Origin of the sequence: Pantoea sp. CFSAN033090 (genome assembly GCF_001264395.1) — a bacterium.
Lineage (GTDB): Bacteria > Pseudomonadota > Gammaproteobacteria > Enterobacterales > Enterobacteriaceae > Pantoea > Pantoea agglomerans.
Map to the genome: position 1 here is coordinate 37,221 of NZ_LGYX01000021.1, position 16,321 is coordinate 53,541.

Genomic DNA, 16,321 nt, shown 5'->3' on the forward strand with positions numbered 1-16,321 from the left:
GGTTTCTATGAGTCAATTGTTTCATATTCATCCGGACAACCCGCAGCCTCGCCTGATTAATCAGGCGGTTGACTACCTGAACAAAGGCAGCGTCATTGTTTATCCAACCGATTCCGGCTATGCGCTGGGCTGTCGGCTGGAGGAGAAGGGCGCGATGGAGCGTATCTGTCGTATCCGTCAGCTCGACGGGCACCACAACTTTACCCTGATGTGCCGGGATCTCTCTGAGCTGTCGGTCTATTCGCAGGTGGGCAACTCAGCGTTTCGCCTGCTGAAAAACAACACGCCAGGCAACTACACCTTTATTCTCAAGGCGACCAAAGAGGTGCCGCGCCGCCTGATGAATGAAAAACGTAAGACCATTGGTCTGCGCGTGCCCTCTAATCCCGTGGCGCTGGCGCTGCTGGAAGCACTGAATCAGCCGATGATGTCGACCTCATTAATTCTGCCGGGCAACGATTTCACCGAGTCCGATCCGGAAGAGATCCAGCACAGCATCGGCAAGCTGGTCGATCTGATTATCGACGGCGGCACGCTGGGCCAGCAGCCGACCACGGTGGTCGATCTGACCACCGATGCGCCGGAAATTGTGCGTGAAGGAGTAGGTGATACTCGCCCGTTCCTGTAAGCCCTCAGGCTCAGGCACCGCGTGTCGGTGTCTGGGCCAGATTCGACTCTAACCAGCTTTTGAACTGGCCGTAAGGAATATAAAGTGACACATCTTTCAGGATCACTTTGTTATTACGCCCATTTTTAATCGAGTCAGAATAGCCAACAATCACGCCGCCCAGCGTATCATCACGGTTATAAACGCCGCCGCCCGACATCCCCTGAACAACACCTGCATTGGAGGCCATGGCTATACAGGGACTTTTATTCCAGTTATTCCGAATAGCCGTACGGGCTAAATTAACTCCGGTCGATTCAACCGGCATCGCTGAAATAAAACTGTAGCCATACATTTTAACCGGATCGCCGATGTCGCTGCTGCGGAACTTAGTCAGCGTGCTGGCGTCATTCTTGTGATAAATAATCGCAAGGTCGCAATAAGGGTGATAAGACTTGACGCGCTGCACGGCAGTTTTGGCAACGTGCGCAGCTGTCAGGCTATATTCAGGCGTCAGAGGAATGCTGGTGCCCAGTGTGCCGAGACCGAGGATCGTCGGAATGCCAGTCACGCTCATATCTACGTGCTGCATCGCCGTACGACTGTACTCAGTATGGCCCACAGAACACCCGCTCAGCACCAGTGCAGCAAGCACCGGGCACAGCAACAGGTTTTTCATGATGGGTTTCTTTATTCAGGCATGTCGGGAAATCCCTGGTGAAGATTTTTGACATGCAAGCAAGGTTCATCACTGAACCGTATTAACGCAACAACTCCGGATGCGCCGGTTTATTGGATTAATCTAAAAAGACTATTTTTATAAACGAATAACAAAAGCCGGACTTCATTGTTGCAAGACCCCTCTGTCGTGAGCCCTGCTTTTTATTGTGCTACAGGAATAAAGTATATCAGCTTAATAGTGTCGTACAATTTATTAAAGCTAATAAGAATCAAATGTCCTTGAAAATAAAGCCTTAAATAAATCTTCGTTAGAAAAAATCTGGGTTTTTTGTATTTACCGAGCGGTTATAATGGATTAAGTCATTAAAACAGTTGTTTGTGCTAACTTTAATGTTTTTTTAAGAAGAATAAAAGCAAGGGAAAACCAGCGAAAGTGTAAGATAGTGTTAAGGTTTTTATCACCAGAACATTACGTTGATGAAACTAAAGTGGTTAGAAAATTTAATTGTCAGCAGCTATAAAGTTTTTAATACATGCATTTTATTAATCTTATTCCTGTCAGATGCACGGGGATTATTTAAATCAGCGTCAGATATTATCAGATCTAAAACTATCAGAGGCTGACCCTTCTTAATTCGCTTCAGACCCACTCATAAAGCGCGTTACTTCAGGGGTAAATGCCTGTATAATGGGGCCGAATTAATAGGTTAACCTGTTGATTCAGAAAGAATTATCACCCTACCGTGACGCCTGGGAAGGCGACAAAGAGGAAGCTCAATGAGCGAAAAGTTACAGAAAGTCTTAGCGCGTGCCGGTCATGGCTCGCGTCGTGAAATCGAATCAATGATTGCCGCTGGCCGTGTCAGCGTCGACGGCAAGATCGCCACCCTGGGCGACCGCGTTGAAAGCAGCAAATCTCTGAAAATCCGTATTGATGGCCATCTGGTCTCGATTGCTGAATCAGCAACCGAAGTTTGCCGCGTGCTGGCTTACTACAAACCAGAAGGTGAACTCTGTACCCGCAGCGATCCTGAAGGGCGCCCAACGGTATTTGACCGTCTGCCTCGTCTGCGCGGTTCACGCTGGATTGCCGTTGGCCGTCTGGATGTGAACACCTGTGGTCTGATGCTCTTCACCACTGACGGTGAACTGGCGAACCGCCTGATGCATCCGAGCCGTGAAGTGGAACGTGAATATGCGGTGCGCGTCTTTGGTCAGGTCGACGATGATAAAATTCGTCAGCTGAGCAAGGGCGTTCAGCTGGAAGATGGCCCGGCTGCCTTTAAAACCCTGAAATTTGGCGGTGGAGAAGGGATCAACCAGTGGTACAACGTGACCCTGACCGAAGGACGTAACCGTGAAGTGCGTCGTTTATGGGAAGCGGTCGGCGTGCAGGTCAGTCGTCTGATGCGTGTTCGCTACGGCGATATCACCTTACCAAAAGGCCTGCCACGCGGTGGCTGGACCGAACTGGATCTGCCTGCGGTTAACTACCTGCGTAACCTGGTGGAGATGGATGATGAAACGGTCACCAAACTGGTGGTCGAAAAAGATCGTCGTCGCACCAAAGCGAACCAGATTCGTCGTGCCGTGAAACGTCACAGTAAAGTGAGCAGCACCCCACGTGCACCACGCCGCAATCCGGGCAGCAAACGTAACTCCGGTTAATCACGTTGCCCGATCGCTAAAAACGCAGCCCCAGGGCTGCGTTTTCTTTTTCTGTTACCAGTCAATTCCCTGCTGAGCCTGTATTCCGGCATCAAAAGCGTGCTTAACCGGCCGCATCTCAGTCACCGTATCCGCCATCTCAGTCAGGCTGCGATGACAGCCACGTCCGGTAATGATGACGCTCTGATGCGCCGGGCGCTGTTGCAGGGCCGCTATCAGCTCTTCCAGTGGCAGATAATCCATGCTGACCATATAGGTGATTTCGTCGAGCACCACCAGATCCAGCTGCTCATCGGCCAGCATCCGTTTTGCATGCTGCCACACCGCCAGACAGGCAGCGGTATCCGTTTCGCGGTTCTGCGTATCCCAGGTAAAGCCGGTTGCCATCACCTGAAATTCAACACCGTGCTGTTCCAGCAGGTTTCGCTCGCCATTCGGCCAGTCACCTTTAATGAACTGGATAGCCGCCACGCGTTTGCCATGACCGGTGGCGCGGAGTGCGGTGCCAAAGGCCGCAGTCGTTTTGCCTTTGCCATTGCCGGTAAAGACCATCAGGATGCCACGAACCTCCGTGGCTGCAGCAATACGCGCATCTACCTGTTCTTTTAACCGCTGCTGACGCTGTTGATGACGATCGTCAGCCATTATTCAGCGGCTCCCGGTTTTCTGCCTGGCTGGGCATCAAAGCTGATCCCGGTTTTACGACGGCTGTCATCACCCATCAGATAAAGGTAGAGCGGCATCAAATCGGCAGGGGTTTTCAGCTTATTGGCATCTTCCTGCGGGAACGCGCTGGCACGCATTTTGGTTCGCGTCCCGCCCGGATTAATACAGTTCACCCGTAGCGACTGGTTCTTATACTCATCAGCCAGTACCTGCATCATGCCTTCGGTAGCAAATTTAGAGACGGCGTAAGCCCCCCAGCCCGCGCGACCGGTACGGCCCACGCTTGAGGTGGTAAACACCAGTGAACCGGCATCTGATTTTAACAGCAGCGGCAACAGCGCCTGCGTCAGGAAGAAGGTGGCGTCCAGGTTGATGTTCATCACCTGCTGCCAGACCTGTGGGTCAAGTTCAGCCAGCGGCACAATCTCACCGAGGATACCGGCGTTATGCAGCACGCCGTCAAGACGCGGAAACTGCTGTGCCAGCTGTTCTGCCACCTGCTGACAACGTTCCGGTGTCGCTTCGGCCAGATCGAACACCACAGTGTGAGCAGGGCAGAGATTGAGTTGATTGATCGCCTGTTCGACCTGCTGAAGCTTCTCAGGGTTACGGCCCATCAGGATCACTTCTGCGCCATAGCGGGCATAAGTCAGCGCCGCTTCCCGGCCAATGCCATCTGAAGCGCCAGTGACCAGGATAATGCGATGATTGAGCAGGTCGCTTTTCGGTTGATAATGCACAGCGGGGTCCTCCAGCGAAAACAGCATGATTCCGCTTTATGCCTGAATTTACGAATGGGCGCAATCGCCAACCCACCCATTCTGTGCCAGCTGCTGGCATTTCAGGCGACGAAGCGGGGCAAAACGGCTAAACTGGCGAACTGTTTTTGATTCTCAGTTTACTAAGGCGACCTATGGATTTTATTTCAACGTATGGACTGTTTTTAGCGAAAGTGGTGACACTGGTGGTTGCCGTCGCTGTGATTGTCATGATTGTGATGAATGCCGCGTTACGCAAACGGGCACAAAACGGTCAGCTTCGACTGACTCATCTGGATGATGACTATCAACAGATGAAAGAGGATTTGCAGCTGGCAAAAATGAAGCCTCAGGCACAAAAAGTCTGGCTGAAAAATCATAAGAAAAGTGAAAAGCTGAAAGCCAAAGCGGAAAAGCAGGCGGCGAAGCAGGGGCAGACAGACAGTGCTAAGCCCACACTCTATGTACTCGATTTCAAAGGCAGCATGGACGCCCATGAGGTGACCTCACTGCGCGAAGAGATTTCAGCCGTGCTGGCCGTCAAGCAGCCTGGCGATGAAGTGCTGCTGCGTCTTGAAAGCCCTGGCGGCGTAGTTCATGGCTATGGCCTGGCAGCCTCGCAGCTGCAGCGTCTGCGCGATCAGGGTCTGCGCATCACGGCGGCCGTGGATAAAGTGGCGGCCAGCGGCGGTTACATGATGGCCTGCGTAGCCGATCGCATTGTCGCGGCACCTTTCTCGATTATTGGCTCCATCGGCGTAGTCGCGCAGATCCCCAATTTCAACCGCCTGCTGAAACGGAACGATATTGATATTGAGCTGCATACCGCCGGACAGTACAAGCGCACGCTGACGCTGTTTGGTGAAAACACCGAAGAGGGACGTGAGAAATTCCAGGAAGATCTCGACGAAACGCACCTGCTGTTCAAGCAGTTTGTCCACCAGATGCGCCCGTCACTCGACATCGATCAGGTGGCAACCGGTGAACACTGGTATGGCCGCCAGGCGCTGGACCTCGGCCTGGTTGACGAAATCGGCACCAGCGATGATCTGATCATCCGTCAGATGGATAAGTTCAGCGTGCTCGGCGTGCATTATGCCCGCCGCCGTAAGGTGATGGATCGCTTTACGCAGAGCGCCGGCTCGGTGGCAGAGCGCCTGCTGCTGAAACTCTGGCAGCGCGGCGAAAAGCCACTGCTCTGATGATGCGAAACCCGGCCTGCGCCGGGTTTTTTCATTCCAGGTGGTAGAGCGGCGACAGCACCACGGCAAGGTGTTTGAACACGTTAAACACCGCCGTGGTTTTAGCCGTCGGCACTCCATCGGCATCGAGAAAAAACGGTCCGCGAAATACCAGCACTTCTCCCTGCTGAATCACCTCATCCGCCTGCATTCCCGCTAAATAATCATCATGTTCTTTGATCAGCGCATTGGCCTTTTCCAGCAACGCCTGGCGGGAAATAGCCTGAGTTGAACTCTGCATTTATTGACTCCTGTTTGACAGTACTCCAATCCTTTCTATATTACTGGCGAGTCACACGCTGTGACAAATCGGTGTAATCGATGAAAACCTGGCGTAAGTCCGGGCTGAGTGCTAATTAAGTTGCGTAACAGATTTTATCAGGTAGAGTGTGGGCGATTCCGATTTCAGGGATTTTGCACCAGGATGTGCGATGAGTTCAGATAGAAAAAGCACTCTTTATCATGCAGTTGCATAACGCCACATCATCTGATCTGAGATTGACCCCTCCGCCTTGAAATGTTAAACAGGCGCAGCAATATTGAACCCATTGGGTTTTTGGGCATCCAATCCTCTCCCGTTAAGCAGGATGTTTTCATTAGGTAAAGGTAAATATGGGTAAAGCACTCGTTATTGTTGAGTCCCCGGCAAAGGCTAAAACAATCAATAAATACCTGGGTAGTGATTACGTGGTTAAATCCAGCGTGGGTCATATCCGGGATCTGCCGACCAGTGGTTCAACCGCGAAGAAAAGTGCTGACGCCTCGACAGATAAGAAAGTCAAAGACGCTTCGACTGACAAGAAAGTCAAAAAAGTTAAAAAAGATGAGAAGGCCGCACTCGTCAGCCGCATGGGTGTTGACCCCTATCACGGCTGGGAAGCGGACTATCAGATTCTGCCCGGCAAAGAGAAAGTGGTCGCCGAACTGAAGGCGTTAGCCGCCAATGCTGACCACATCTATCTCGCAACCGACCTTGACCGCGAAGGGGAAGCCATTGCCTGGCACCTGCGGGAAGTGATTGGTGGTGATGACTCGCGCTTCAGCCGCGTCGTGTTTAACGAAATAACCAAGAATGCGATTCGTCAGGCGTTTGAAAAGCCGGGCGAACTGAATATTGATCGGGTTAATGCTCAGCAGGCGCGTCGCTTTATGGACCGCGTGGTGGGCTACATGGTCTCGCCACTGCTGTGGAAAAAGATCGCTCGTGGTCTCTCTGCCGGACGTGTGCAATCCGTTGCCGTTCGCCTGGTGGTGGAACGTGAACGTGAGATTAAAGCTTTTGTTCCCGAAGAGTACTGGGAAGTTAATGCCGCGCTGACCACGCCGAAAGGCGATGAGCTGTCGATGGACGTGACGCACAAAGGCGATAAAGCCTTCCGTCCGGTCAACCGCGACGAGACGTATGCCGCCGTCGCGCTGCTGGAAAAAGCGCGCTATGAGATCGTGGATCGTGAAGATAAGCCGACCAGCAGCAAGCCGGGCGCGCCTTATATCACCTCGACACTGCAGCAGGCTGCCAGCACCCGTCTCGGCTTTGGCGTCAAGAAGACCATGATGATGGCTCAGCGGCTGTACGAAGCGGGCCACATTACTTATATGCGTACCGATTCGACCAACCTGAGTCAGGATGCGGTCGCCATGGCGCGTGGCTATATCGAAAGTAATTTCGGTAAAAAGTATCTGCCTGAAAACGCCATAACTTACGCCAGCAAAGAGAACTCCCAGGAAGCGCACGAAGCGATTCGTCCTTCTGATGTGGAAGTGGTGGCGGAAAAGCTGAAAGATATGGAAGCGGATGCGCAGAAACTCTATCAGCTGATCTGGCGTCAGTTTGTTGCCTGTCAGATGACACCAGCAAAATATGACTCCAGCACCATTACTGCCGCCGCCGGTGATTTCCGGCTCAAAGCGAAAGGCCGTATTCTGCGTTTCGACGGCTGGACCAAAGTGATGCCTGCGCTGCGTAAGAATGATGAAGATCGTACGCTGCCTGCGGTAAGCGTGGGTGATGTTCTGGACCTGCAACAACTGCTGCCCGGTCAGCACTTCACCAAGCCACCGGCGCGCTTCAGCGAAGCGTCACTGGTGCGCGAGCTGGAGAAGCGCGGAATTGGTCGTCCATCCACCTACGCCGCCATTACCTCGACGATTCAGGATCGTGGCTACGTACGGGTTGAAAACCGCCGTTTTTATGCGGAAAAAATGGGTGAAATCGTCACCGATCGTCTGGAAGAGAACTTCCGCGAACTGATGAATTATGATTTCACCGCCCGCATGGAGAGCAACCTTGACCAGGTTGCCAATAACCAGGCGCAATGGAAAGCGGTACTCGACCACTTCTTCACAGATTTTACCCAGCAGCTTGAACTGGCTGAGAAAGATCCTGAAGAGGGCGGGATGCAGCCGAACCAGATGGTGCTGACCTCGATTGACTGCCCGACCTGTAGCCGTCCGATGGGGATTCGAACTGCCAGTACCGGCGTCTTCCTGGGCTGTTCCGGCTATGCGCTGCCGCCTAAAGAGCGCTGCAAACAGACCATCAACCTGATCCCGGAAAATGAAGTTCTCAATATTCTGGAAGGGGATGATGCTGAAACCAACGCCCTGCGTGCCCGTCGTCGCTGCCAGAAGTGTGGCACGGCCATGGACAGCTACCTGATCGATAACGAACGTAAACTGCATGTCTGTGGTAATAACCCGGAGTGTGATGGTTACGAGATTGAGAAGGGCGAATTCCGCATCAAAGGCTATGACGGCCCGGTGGTGGAGTGCGAGAAGTGTGGTTCGGAGATGCACCTGAAGATGGGACGCTTTGGTAAGTACATGGCGTGTACCAATGAAGAGTGCAAAAACACCCGCAAGATCCTGCGTAGTGGTGAAGTTGCTCCGCCGAAAGAGGATCCGGTTCCGCTGCCAGAGCTGGCGTGTGAGAAGTCAGATGCTTACTTCGTGTTGCGTGACGGTGCGGCGGGCGTCTTCCTCGCGGCCAACACCTTCCCGAAATCACGCGAGACGCGTGCGCCGCTGGTGGAAGAGCTTCAGCGCTTCAAAGATCGTCTGCCTGAGAAGCTGAAATATCTGGCCGACGCGCCAGCAGCCGATCCGGAAGGCAACAAAACGCTGGTGCGGTTCAGCCGCAAGACCAAACAGCAGTATGTCTCCTCAGAAAAAGAGGGCAAGGCAACCGGCTGGTCCGCCTTCTATATAGATGGCAAATGGCAGGAAGCGAAAAAGTAATACCTGAAGGCCAGCGCTCGCTGGCCTTTTTCTGAGCCTTATATCAATCCGTTCTACTCTCTCACTTAAACTGATATAGTTGTTATAGCATTTCCGACCTTTCCTGATGCATAGCATCTCTTTACCCTCGCGACTATACGTCAACCGGGGATGCGACTCTGTAACTTACCGGGATGGAATAGATATGAAATTACAGCAGTTGCGCTATATCGTTGAAGTGGTCAATCACAATCTCAACGTCTCTTCGACGGCGGAAGGTCTCTACACCTCTCAACCCGGCATCAGTAAACAGGTGCGTATGCTGGAAGATGAACTGGGCGTGCAAATCTTTGCCCGCAGCGGTAAACATCTCACCCAGGTCACGCCTGCAGGGGAAGAGATCATCCGTATAGCGCGTGAAGTTCTCTCCAAAGTGGATGCAATTAAATCGGTAGCCGGTGAACACACCTGGCCTGATAAAGGCTCGCTCTATGTCGCAACCACGCACACCCAGGCTCGCTACGCGCTGCCTGGTGTGATCAAAGGATTTATTGAGCGCTATCCTCGCGTCTCTTTGCACATGCATCAGGGTTCTCCGACCCAGATCGCCGAAGCCGTCTCCAAAGGTAATGCGGATTTTGCCATCGCCACCGAAGCCCTGCATCTCTATGACGATTTAATCATGCTGCCGTGCTACCACTGGAATCGCGCAATTGTGGTGACTGCCGATCATCCGCTAGCCGGAAAAGGGCAGGTCACCATTGAGGAGCTGGCCGAATATCCGCTGGTGACCTACACCTTTGGCTTTACCGGGCGCTCAGAACTGGATACGGCTTTCAATCGTGCAGGTTTAACGCCACGCATCGTCTTTACCGCGACCGACGCCGACGTAATCAAAACTTATGTCCGCTTAGGTCTGGGGGTTGGTGTTATCGCCAGCATGGCAGTAGATCCGGTGGCCGATCCTGACCTGATTCGCATTGAAGCCGCCGATATCTTTACCAACAGCACCACTAAGATTGGATTCCGCCGCAGCACCTTCCTGCGCAGCTATATGTATGATTTTATCCAACGTTTTGCGCCGCACCTGACGCGCGATGTGGTAGATACTGCGGTTGCGTTGCGCTCCAATGAAGACATTGAAGCGATGTTTAAAGATATCAAACTGCCGTTTAAATAGAATTTAACCTCCCCGCGTAAACATAAGGCTGCCTGGTGCAGCCTTTTTTGTCTCCAGGCTTTAGCGCCAAATGAGACTCAAAAGTTTTTATGATTTTTTTGTAAATGAAACATTGATCACATGTTTCCTCATCGGGCTTTCTTAAATGCGAATTACAACACATTTTTAACTATGTCACTTTGCGGCTTGCCAGGAATATTCCCATACTCCAGTTAAGAGCTAACGTGGGAAGCCAGTAAACATAAGGTTCTTAAGTGTTATCTATAGTTTTGAGTGGATCTGTTTTTAAATTAACTCAAATTTTTTAGCGGGTTTTTTAATTAAATATTAGTTCCGGTATTAATGATTTCTTACGTTACCTGAGCTCATTGATTAATACCGTTAATCGTTGTACTCAATAAAAATAACTGGATTTTTGGCCTTAACGCGTTTAGGATTCCTCCTAAATCTTAATCGATGTTATCAATCATTTTGTTGAGAGTGATTATCAAAAACTATGAATACACGACTGACTGTACAACCGGGTTTCCCGGCAAAAAGCACCAAGGTTGAGCGTACCGGCAACACTCGTCGCAAAGCCTGGTTAACCGTATTCGCTGCCTCTGCGCTGTTTTGGGTAGTTGTCGCGTTAATGATTTGGCGTATCTGGGGCTAAAGCCATGTGGGCAAATACACTCAGCCATAAACGTTCCCTGACCTCGGGTCAGCACAAGACGGTCTCCTGTAAAGGAAAAGAACCCCTTGCAAAGGACGAAAAAGTGTCTATCCCCGATTCATGGGATTTGAGTGATAACCAGAGACTTTTTATTGAGTCGTTTCTGGACCCTAAAAACAAATAACGTTGTCAGACCATTTCTTCGTCACTGTTCTTTTAAAACCGGAATTTCCGGTGGGCCTATAAATGCCCTTACCACATCCTGTATGACCAAAGGGTGTCGCCTCTTTCTATAAGGTGACCGCAAAAACTTTTACGCCCGATTCCGGCGAAGGAGTGAACCAAATGAATATTATTAAAATGTCCTGGCTCAGCGCGTATGCATTCTCCTTTGCGTTCTGGTCTGCGGCGGTGTGGATAACCCTGTAATTTGAATTGAAATCACCTTTTCATGATGCCTCGTGACTTCACGGGGCATTTTCGTTTGCGATCGATTGTAGCAATTTGTGTTGTAATCAAAACGTTAACGAAATTGTGGTCTATCTTTAACATAAACCTTTGTCTCTCTGAGGTTTAAAGACCATGAATGAAAGGAGGAGCTATGTCGTCTACCCTACGCGAGCAGAGTCAGGAAGTACTGCAGGTCGACACCAAAAAATATCACATCTTCAGTCTTCCCCATGCTGCTCAACACCTTGGCAATATCGATCGCCTGCCAAAATCCCTCAAGGTCCTGCTGGAAAATTTACTGCGCTATCAGGATGGTGACTCTGTTACGACGGAGGACATCCAGGCGCTGGTTGACTGGCAAAAAGATGCCCACGCCGATCGTGAAATTGCCTACCGGCCAGCCCGTGTATTAATGCAGGACTTTACTGGCGTGCCTGCGGTAGTCGACCTTGCTGCGATGCGAGAAGCAGTGAATCGGCTAGGCGGCGATGTGGCGAAAGTCAATCCGCTGTCACCGGTTGATCTGGTTATCGACCACTCGGTGACTGTCGACCATTTTGGCAATGATGACGCCTTTGAAGAGAACGTCCGGCTGGAGATGGAGCGAAACCATGAGCGCTACGTCTTTCTCCGCTGGGGCCAGAAGGCGTTTGATAAATTCCGCGTGGTGCCGCCGGGCACCGGTATTTGCCATCAGGTGAACCTGGAATATCTCGGCAAGGCGATCTGGCATGAAACCGTGAATGGTGAAGAGTACGCCTGGCCCGATACCCTGGTCGGTACGGACTCTCACACCACCATGATCAACGCGCTTGGCGTGCTGGGATGGGGAGTAGGGGGAATCGAAGCCGAAGCCGCCATGCTCGGTCAACCTGTCTCAATGCTTATCCCGGATGTGGTGGGTTTCAAACTCACCGGCAAACTGCGGGCGGGCATTACGGCAACTGACCTCGTGTTGACCGTTACCCAGATGCTGCGTAAGCACGGCGTTGTCGGTAAATTCGTTGAATTTTACGGTGATGGCCTGGCCGATCTGCCGCTGGCAGACCGCGCGACCATCGCCAACATGGCACCGGAATATGGCGCAACCTGCGGATTCTTCCCGGTTGATGACGTCACGCTGAGCTACATGACCCTGACCGGACGCGATGCCGAACAGGTAGCGTTAGTGGAAGCCTATGCCAAAGCGCAGGGTCTGTGGCGCAACCCTGGCGATGAGCCGCGTTTTACCAGCACTCTGGCGCTGGATATGAATGAGGTGGAATCGAGTCTCGCGGGACCAAAACGTCCGCAGGATCGGGTGTCGCTGGGCGATGTGCCCGCCGCGTTTGATGCCAGCAATGAGCTGGAAGTGAATCAGGCGCAGAAACCCCATAAAATCGTTGAGTATACCGACAGTGATACCGGGCTGACGCATAAGCTGACCGATGGAGCGGTGGTGATCAGTGCGATTACCTCCTGTACTAACACCTCCAACCCCAGCGTCTTAATGGCGGCCGGTTTACTGGCGAAGAAAGCGGTCGAGCGGGGGCTGAAACGTCAGCCGTGGGTCAAAGCCTCGCTGGCACCCGGTTCTAAAGTGGTTTCAGACTACCTGGCCGTCGCGCAACTGACCTCTTATCTCGACGAGCTGGGCTTTAATCTGGTTGGTTATGGCTGCACCACCTGTATCGGTAACTCCGGCCCGCTGAAAGATGAGATCGAGTCTGCGATCAAAGCAGGCGACCTTACGGTGGGTGCTGTGCTGTCCGGCAACCGCAACTTTGAAGGCCGTATTCATCCGCTGATTAAAACCAACTGGCTGGCGTCGCCGCCGCTGGTGGTGGCCTATGCGCTGGCGGGTAACATGAAGATCAACCTGCAGACCGAGCCGCTGGGCCACGATCGTCAGGGCCAGCCGGTCTACCTGAAAGATATCTGGCCTTCACCGGAAGAGATCGCTACGGCCGTGCAGCAGGTCACCAGCGACATGTTCCACAAAGAGTACGCTGAAGTCTTCGACGGTACGCCAGAGTGGCAGGAGATTAAGGTGAGTGAAGCCGCGACTTACGACTGGGATGAGGGATCGACTTATATTCGTCTGTCGCCTTTCTTTGACGATATGGAGAAAGAGCCTAAGCCGGTGCAGGATATTCGCGGTGCGCGGGTGCTGGCCATGCTGGGCGACTCGGTCACCACTGACCATATCTCACCGGCGGGCAGCATTAAAGCGGAAAGTCCGGCCGGACGGTATCTGCTGTCACACGGCGTGGAGCGTACAGACTTTAACTCCTATGGTTCGCGTCGCGGTAACCATGAAGTGATGATGCGTGGCACGTTCGCCAACATCCGTATCCGCAATGAAATGGTGCCCGGCGTGGAGGGCGGTTATACCCGACACTACCCAAGTGGCGAACAGCTGGCCATCTATGATGCGGCAATGAAATATCAGGCGGAAGGCGTGCCGCTGGCGGTCATCGCTGGACTTGAGTATGGCTCTGGTTCAAGTCGCGACTGGGCGGCGAAAGGACCACGTCTGCAGGGGGTCAGGGTAGTAATTGCGGAATCTTTTGAGCGTATTCACCGCTCAAACCTGATTGGGATGGGCATTCTGCCACTGGAGTTTCCGCAGGGCGTGACCCGCAAAAGCCTGGGGCTGACCGGTGAGGAGCGCATTGACGTGGAAAATCTTCAGGCACTGACGCCTGGCTGCAGCGTTAAAGTGACGCTGACCCGTGCCGACGGCAGTAAGGAAGAGCTGGACACTCGCTGTCGCATCGATACCGGTAATGAGCTGACCTATTACCGCAATGACGGCATCCTGCACTACGTTATCCGCAATATGCTGGACTGATAAAAAAAGCCGGGAAAACCCGGCTTTTTTATGTGGCTTACAACGTCTGTAATAAGAAGCTGTGAGACCGAGGCTGCACACGGAACACGGTCAGATCGGAAAGACGCAAAAGCCGTCATCCATGACATGCCCGGCCCGCGCAATTACGCACCTCATCCCTGAGGTGCGCCCATACCGGGCCAACGCTTTGCGTTGTTCAAAAACGCTCCCGGCGTTTTTATCCGGGCGGCGGGACGCTTTCTTCTTCTGACCGTGCCCCCTGCGCGTTGAGCTAATCCGTTGCTTCAGGATTCTCTCAGATTTGGCTTCTTCAAGGGTCAGATGCCAGTGAATCCCAGCTTATTTATGACTTCGGCAGCAGATGCCCCATCTTTTCCGCTTTCGTATCCAGATAGTGCGCATTCTTCGGATTACGTCCCACGACCAGCGGCACGCGTTCAACAATGTTGATCCCGGCTTCGCTGAGGATCTCCACTTTACGCGGGTTATTGGTCAGCAGTCGCACTTCATTGACGCCCAGTAGTTTGAACATATCGGCGCACAGCGTGAAGTCGCGCTCATCGGCGGCAAAGCCCAGCTGATGGTTCGCTTCTACCGTGTCGTACCCTTTGTCCTGCAACGCATAGGCACGGATTTTGTTCAACAGACCGATGTTACGGCCTTCCTGACGGTGATAGAGCAGTGCGCCGCGACCTTCTTCTGCGATGGCATTGAGGGCGGCTTCCAGCTGAAAACCACAGTCGCAACGCAGGCTGAAGAGTGCATCGCCGGTCAGGCATTCAGAGTGAACGCGCGCCAGTACCGGCTCATTATCATTAATATCGCCAAAAACCAGTGCAACGTGGTCATGTCCGGTTGCCAGTTCTTCAAAACCAACCATCAGGAAATCTCCCCATGGCGTGGGCAGTTTGGCTTCTGCCACCCGTTTAAGCTGCATGTGACTCTCCAGAACCTTCAGAGGATGCACTATCATCATGATAGTGCACAGGCCAGTGTGGCCCGACAAACGTGCAATATTGTGCCACAACCCGCAAGCGGGCTGGTAATCTCTGATACCAATTGCAGTGATAAAGCACAATTATCCAATCGGCAACGGTTATGTTATTCTTTTTTAAGCTAAAGTTATGCAATTGCTCTCTTTTGACGCCGGGATAAGGGAAGAGGATGTTTAAGATTTCACGTCGTACCACCTTTGGAATGCTGCTGCTGCTGATCATGCCGGTTGCAGTCTGGCTGAGCGGCTGGCGCTGGCAACCAGGCGAAAGCAATGCGCTGCTGAAAGGTCTCTTCTGGATGACCGAGACCGTCACCAACCCCTGGGGCATTGTTACCAGCGTCGTGCTGAGTGCCTGGATGCTCTGGTGCCTGCGCTTTCGGCTGAAGCCAGCTATCTTACTGCTGCTGATCATGAATGCCACCATTCTGGCCGGGCAATACACCAAATCCTATATCAAAGAGCAGATTCAGGAACCGCGTCCCTATGTGATCTGGCTGGAACAGCATCACGGGCTGGATGAAAAGACCTTCTACGAGATGAAGCGCAAACAGCGTGGCGAGATGGTAACCTCACTGATTGCCGATGAGACGCAGATCCCAGGCTGGCTGAAACGGCACTGGGCGTTTGAAACCGGTTTCGCGTTCCCGTCGGGACATACTATGTTTGCCGCCAGCTGGGCGCTGCTGGCATTGGGTCTGCTCTGGCCGCGTCGGCACTATAAAACCGTGGTGGTGATCTTTCTGTGGGCCACCGGCGTAATGGCGAGTCGTCTGCTGCTGGGCATGCACTGGCCACGGGATCTGGCGATGGCAACCATACTCTCCTGGCTACTGGTCACCATTGCCACCTGGCTGGCGCAGCGATTCTGTGGCCCGCTGACGCTGCCGCCGGAAGAGCAAAAAGAGGTGGCGCAGCGGGAGCCCTGATTGTAATTCACCCGTAAGACCCCATATTATTAGACGGGCCTGCGTAAAAGCGACCCGCCCGATGCTGCTGGGAGCAGCATTTTTGCTGGAGTTTTGGCATAATTCTACCCGACAACCTCACAACAGGATGCACTGTGAAATATTTGCTGATTTTTTTAGTGGTACTGGTCATTTTCATTATTTCCGTCACCCTGGGTGCGCATAACGATCAGGTCATTACTTTTAACTATCTGCTGGCGCAGGGTGAGTTCAGCATCTCGACCTTACTGGCATCCCTGTTTGGCGCAGGTTTCGTGCTTGGCTGGATCATCTGCGGTCTGTTCTGGTTACGGACCCGCGTCTCCCTGGCGAATGCCAACCGGAAAATTAAGCGTATGCAGACCCAAATCGAGCAGAGTACTGCCCTGGCGACCACGCCATCATCTCCGGCTGGCCGGGAATAA

The 16,321-nt window shown here is 52.7% G+C and carries 14 protein-coding genes; 9 read left to right on the top strand and 5 right to left on the bottom strand.

The window, feature by feature from the left end; translation table 11 throughout:
* Positions 1-7: 7 nt before the first annotated feature.
* Entirely contained in the window at positions 8-628 is a 621-nt protein-coding gene (locus tag AFL22_RS17290; RefSeq protein ID WP_003853883.1) for an L-threonylcarbamoyladenylate synthase, read from the top strand.
* A gap of 10 nt (positions 629-638) precedes the next feature.
* Here the strand turns inward: AFL22_RS17290 and AFL22_RS17295 are convergent, their stop codons facing one another.
* The gene (locus AFL22_RS17295; protein ID WP_010244455.1) at positions 639-1,286 is read right to left on the bottom strand and encodes a hypothetical protein; all 648 of its coding nucleotides are present in this window, start codon (positions 1,284-1,286) and stop codon (positions 639-641) included.
* Between the two features lie 779 nt (positions 1,287-2,065).
* Between AFL22_RS17295 and rluB the strand changes: the two genes are divergently transcribed.
* The gene (gene rluB, locus AFL22_RS17300; RefSeq protein WP_010670251.1) at positions 2,066-2,956 is read left to right on the top strand and encodes a 23S rRNA pseudouridine(2605) synthase RluB; all 891 of its coding nucleotides are present in this window, start codon (positions 2,066-2,068) and stop codon (positions 2,954-2,956) included.
* A gap of 54 nt (positions 2,957-3,010) precedes the next feature.
* Here rluB and cobO read toward each other — a convergent pair whose 3' ends face one another.
* Together cobO and AFL22_RS17310 are read right to left on the bottom strand one after the other, a co-directional pair.
* Positions 3,011-3,601, bottom strand: a complete 591-nt coding sequence (cobO, locus tag AFL22_RS17305) for a cob(I)yrinic acid a,c-diamide adenosyltransferase (RefSeq protein WP_010670250.1) — start codon at positions 3,599-3,601, stop codon at positions 3,011-3,013.
* A complete protein-coding gene (locus AFL22_RS17310; RefSeq protein WP_010670249.1) occupies positions 3,601-4,362 on the bottom strand; it encodes a YciK family oxidoreductase in 762 nt (253 codons plus the stop codon). Before AFL22_RS17310 ends, cobO begins: the two co-directional genes overlap by 1 nt.
* Before the next feature lie 173 nt (positions 4,363-4,535).
* Between AFL22_RS17310 and sohB the strand changes: the two genes are divergently transcribed.
* Complete coding sequence (gene sohB, locus AFL22_RS17315; RefSeq protein WP_010244469.1) at positions 4,536-5,582, top strand: protease SohB; 1,047 nt, start codon at positions 4,536-4,538, stop codon at positions 5,580-5,582.
* A gap of 31 nt (positions 5,583-5,613) precedes the next feature.
* Here the strand turns inward: sohB and AFL22_RS17320 are convergent, their stop codons facing one another.
* On the bottom strand, positions 5,614-5,862 hold the full coding sequence (locus AFL22_RS17320; RefSeq protein ID WP_033757844.1) for a YciN family protein: 249 nt from the start codon (positions 5,860-5,862) through the stop codon (positions 5,614-5,616).
* Between the two features lie 371 nt (positions 5,863-6,233).
* Here AFL22_RS17320 and topA point away from each other — a divergent pair, with 371 nt between their 5' ends.
* The 4 genes from topA (at position 6,234) to acnA (ending at position 13,955) form a co-directional block, all read left to right on the top strand.
* Positions 6,234-8,858, top strand: a complete 2,625-nt coding sequence (gene topA / locus AFL22_RS17325) for a type I DNA topoisomerase (protein WP_010244475.1) — start codon at positions 6,234-6,236, stop codon at positions 8,856-8,858.
* Between the two features lie 184 nt (positions 8,859-9,042).
* Positions 9,043-10,017: an HTH-type transcriptional regulator CysB gene (gene cysB, locus AFL22_RS17330; protein ID WP_003853865.1), complete on the top strand. Its 975-nt coding sequence runs from the start codon at positions 9,043-9,045 to the stop codon at positions 10,015-10,017.
* A gap of 496 nt (positions 10,018-10,513) precedes the next feature.
* Positions 10,514-10,672, top strand: coding sequence for a YmiA family putative membrane protein (locus AFL22_RS23540; RefSeq protein WP_071778593.1), 159 nt, complete (start codon positions 10,514-10,516; stop codon positions 10,670-10,672).
* A 601-nt stretch (positions 10,673-11,273) separates the two neighbouring features.
* On the top strand, positions 11,274-13,955 hold the full coding sequence (acnA, locus tag AFL22_RS17335) for an aconitate hydratase AcnA (protein WP_010670248.1): 2,682 nt from the start codon (positions 11,274-11,276) through the stop codon (positions 13,953-13,955).
* Between the two features lie 343 nt (positions 13,956-14,298).
* On the opposite strand, the gene ribA is transcribed toward acnA, so the two are convergent.
* Positions 14,299-14,892 (bottom strand): GTP cyclohydrolase II, encoded by a 594-nt coding sequence (ribA, locus tag AFL22_RS17340; RefSeq protein ID WP_010244482.1) that lies wholly within the window; start codon positions 14,890-14,892, stop codon positions 14,299-14,301.
* 227 nt (positions 14,893-15,119) lie between these two features.
* Between ribA and pgpB the strand changes: the two genes are divergently transcribed.
* Together pgpB and AFL22_RS17350 are read left to right on the top strand one after the other, a co-directional pair.
* Positions 15,120-15,878, top strand: coding sequence for a phosphatidylglycerophosphatase B (pgpB, locus tag AFL22_RS17345; RefSeq protein ID WP_010244484.1), 759 nt, complete (start codon positions 15,120-15,122; stop codon positions 15,876-15,878).
* Between the two features lie 134 nt (positions 15,879-16,012).
* Positions 16,013-16,321 carry a LapA family protein gene (locus AFL22_RS17350; RefSeq protein ID WP_010244487.1) on the top strand — a complete coding sequence of 103 codons (309 nt, stop codon included), beginning with the start codon at positions 16,013-16,015 and terminating at the stop codon, positions 16,319-16,321.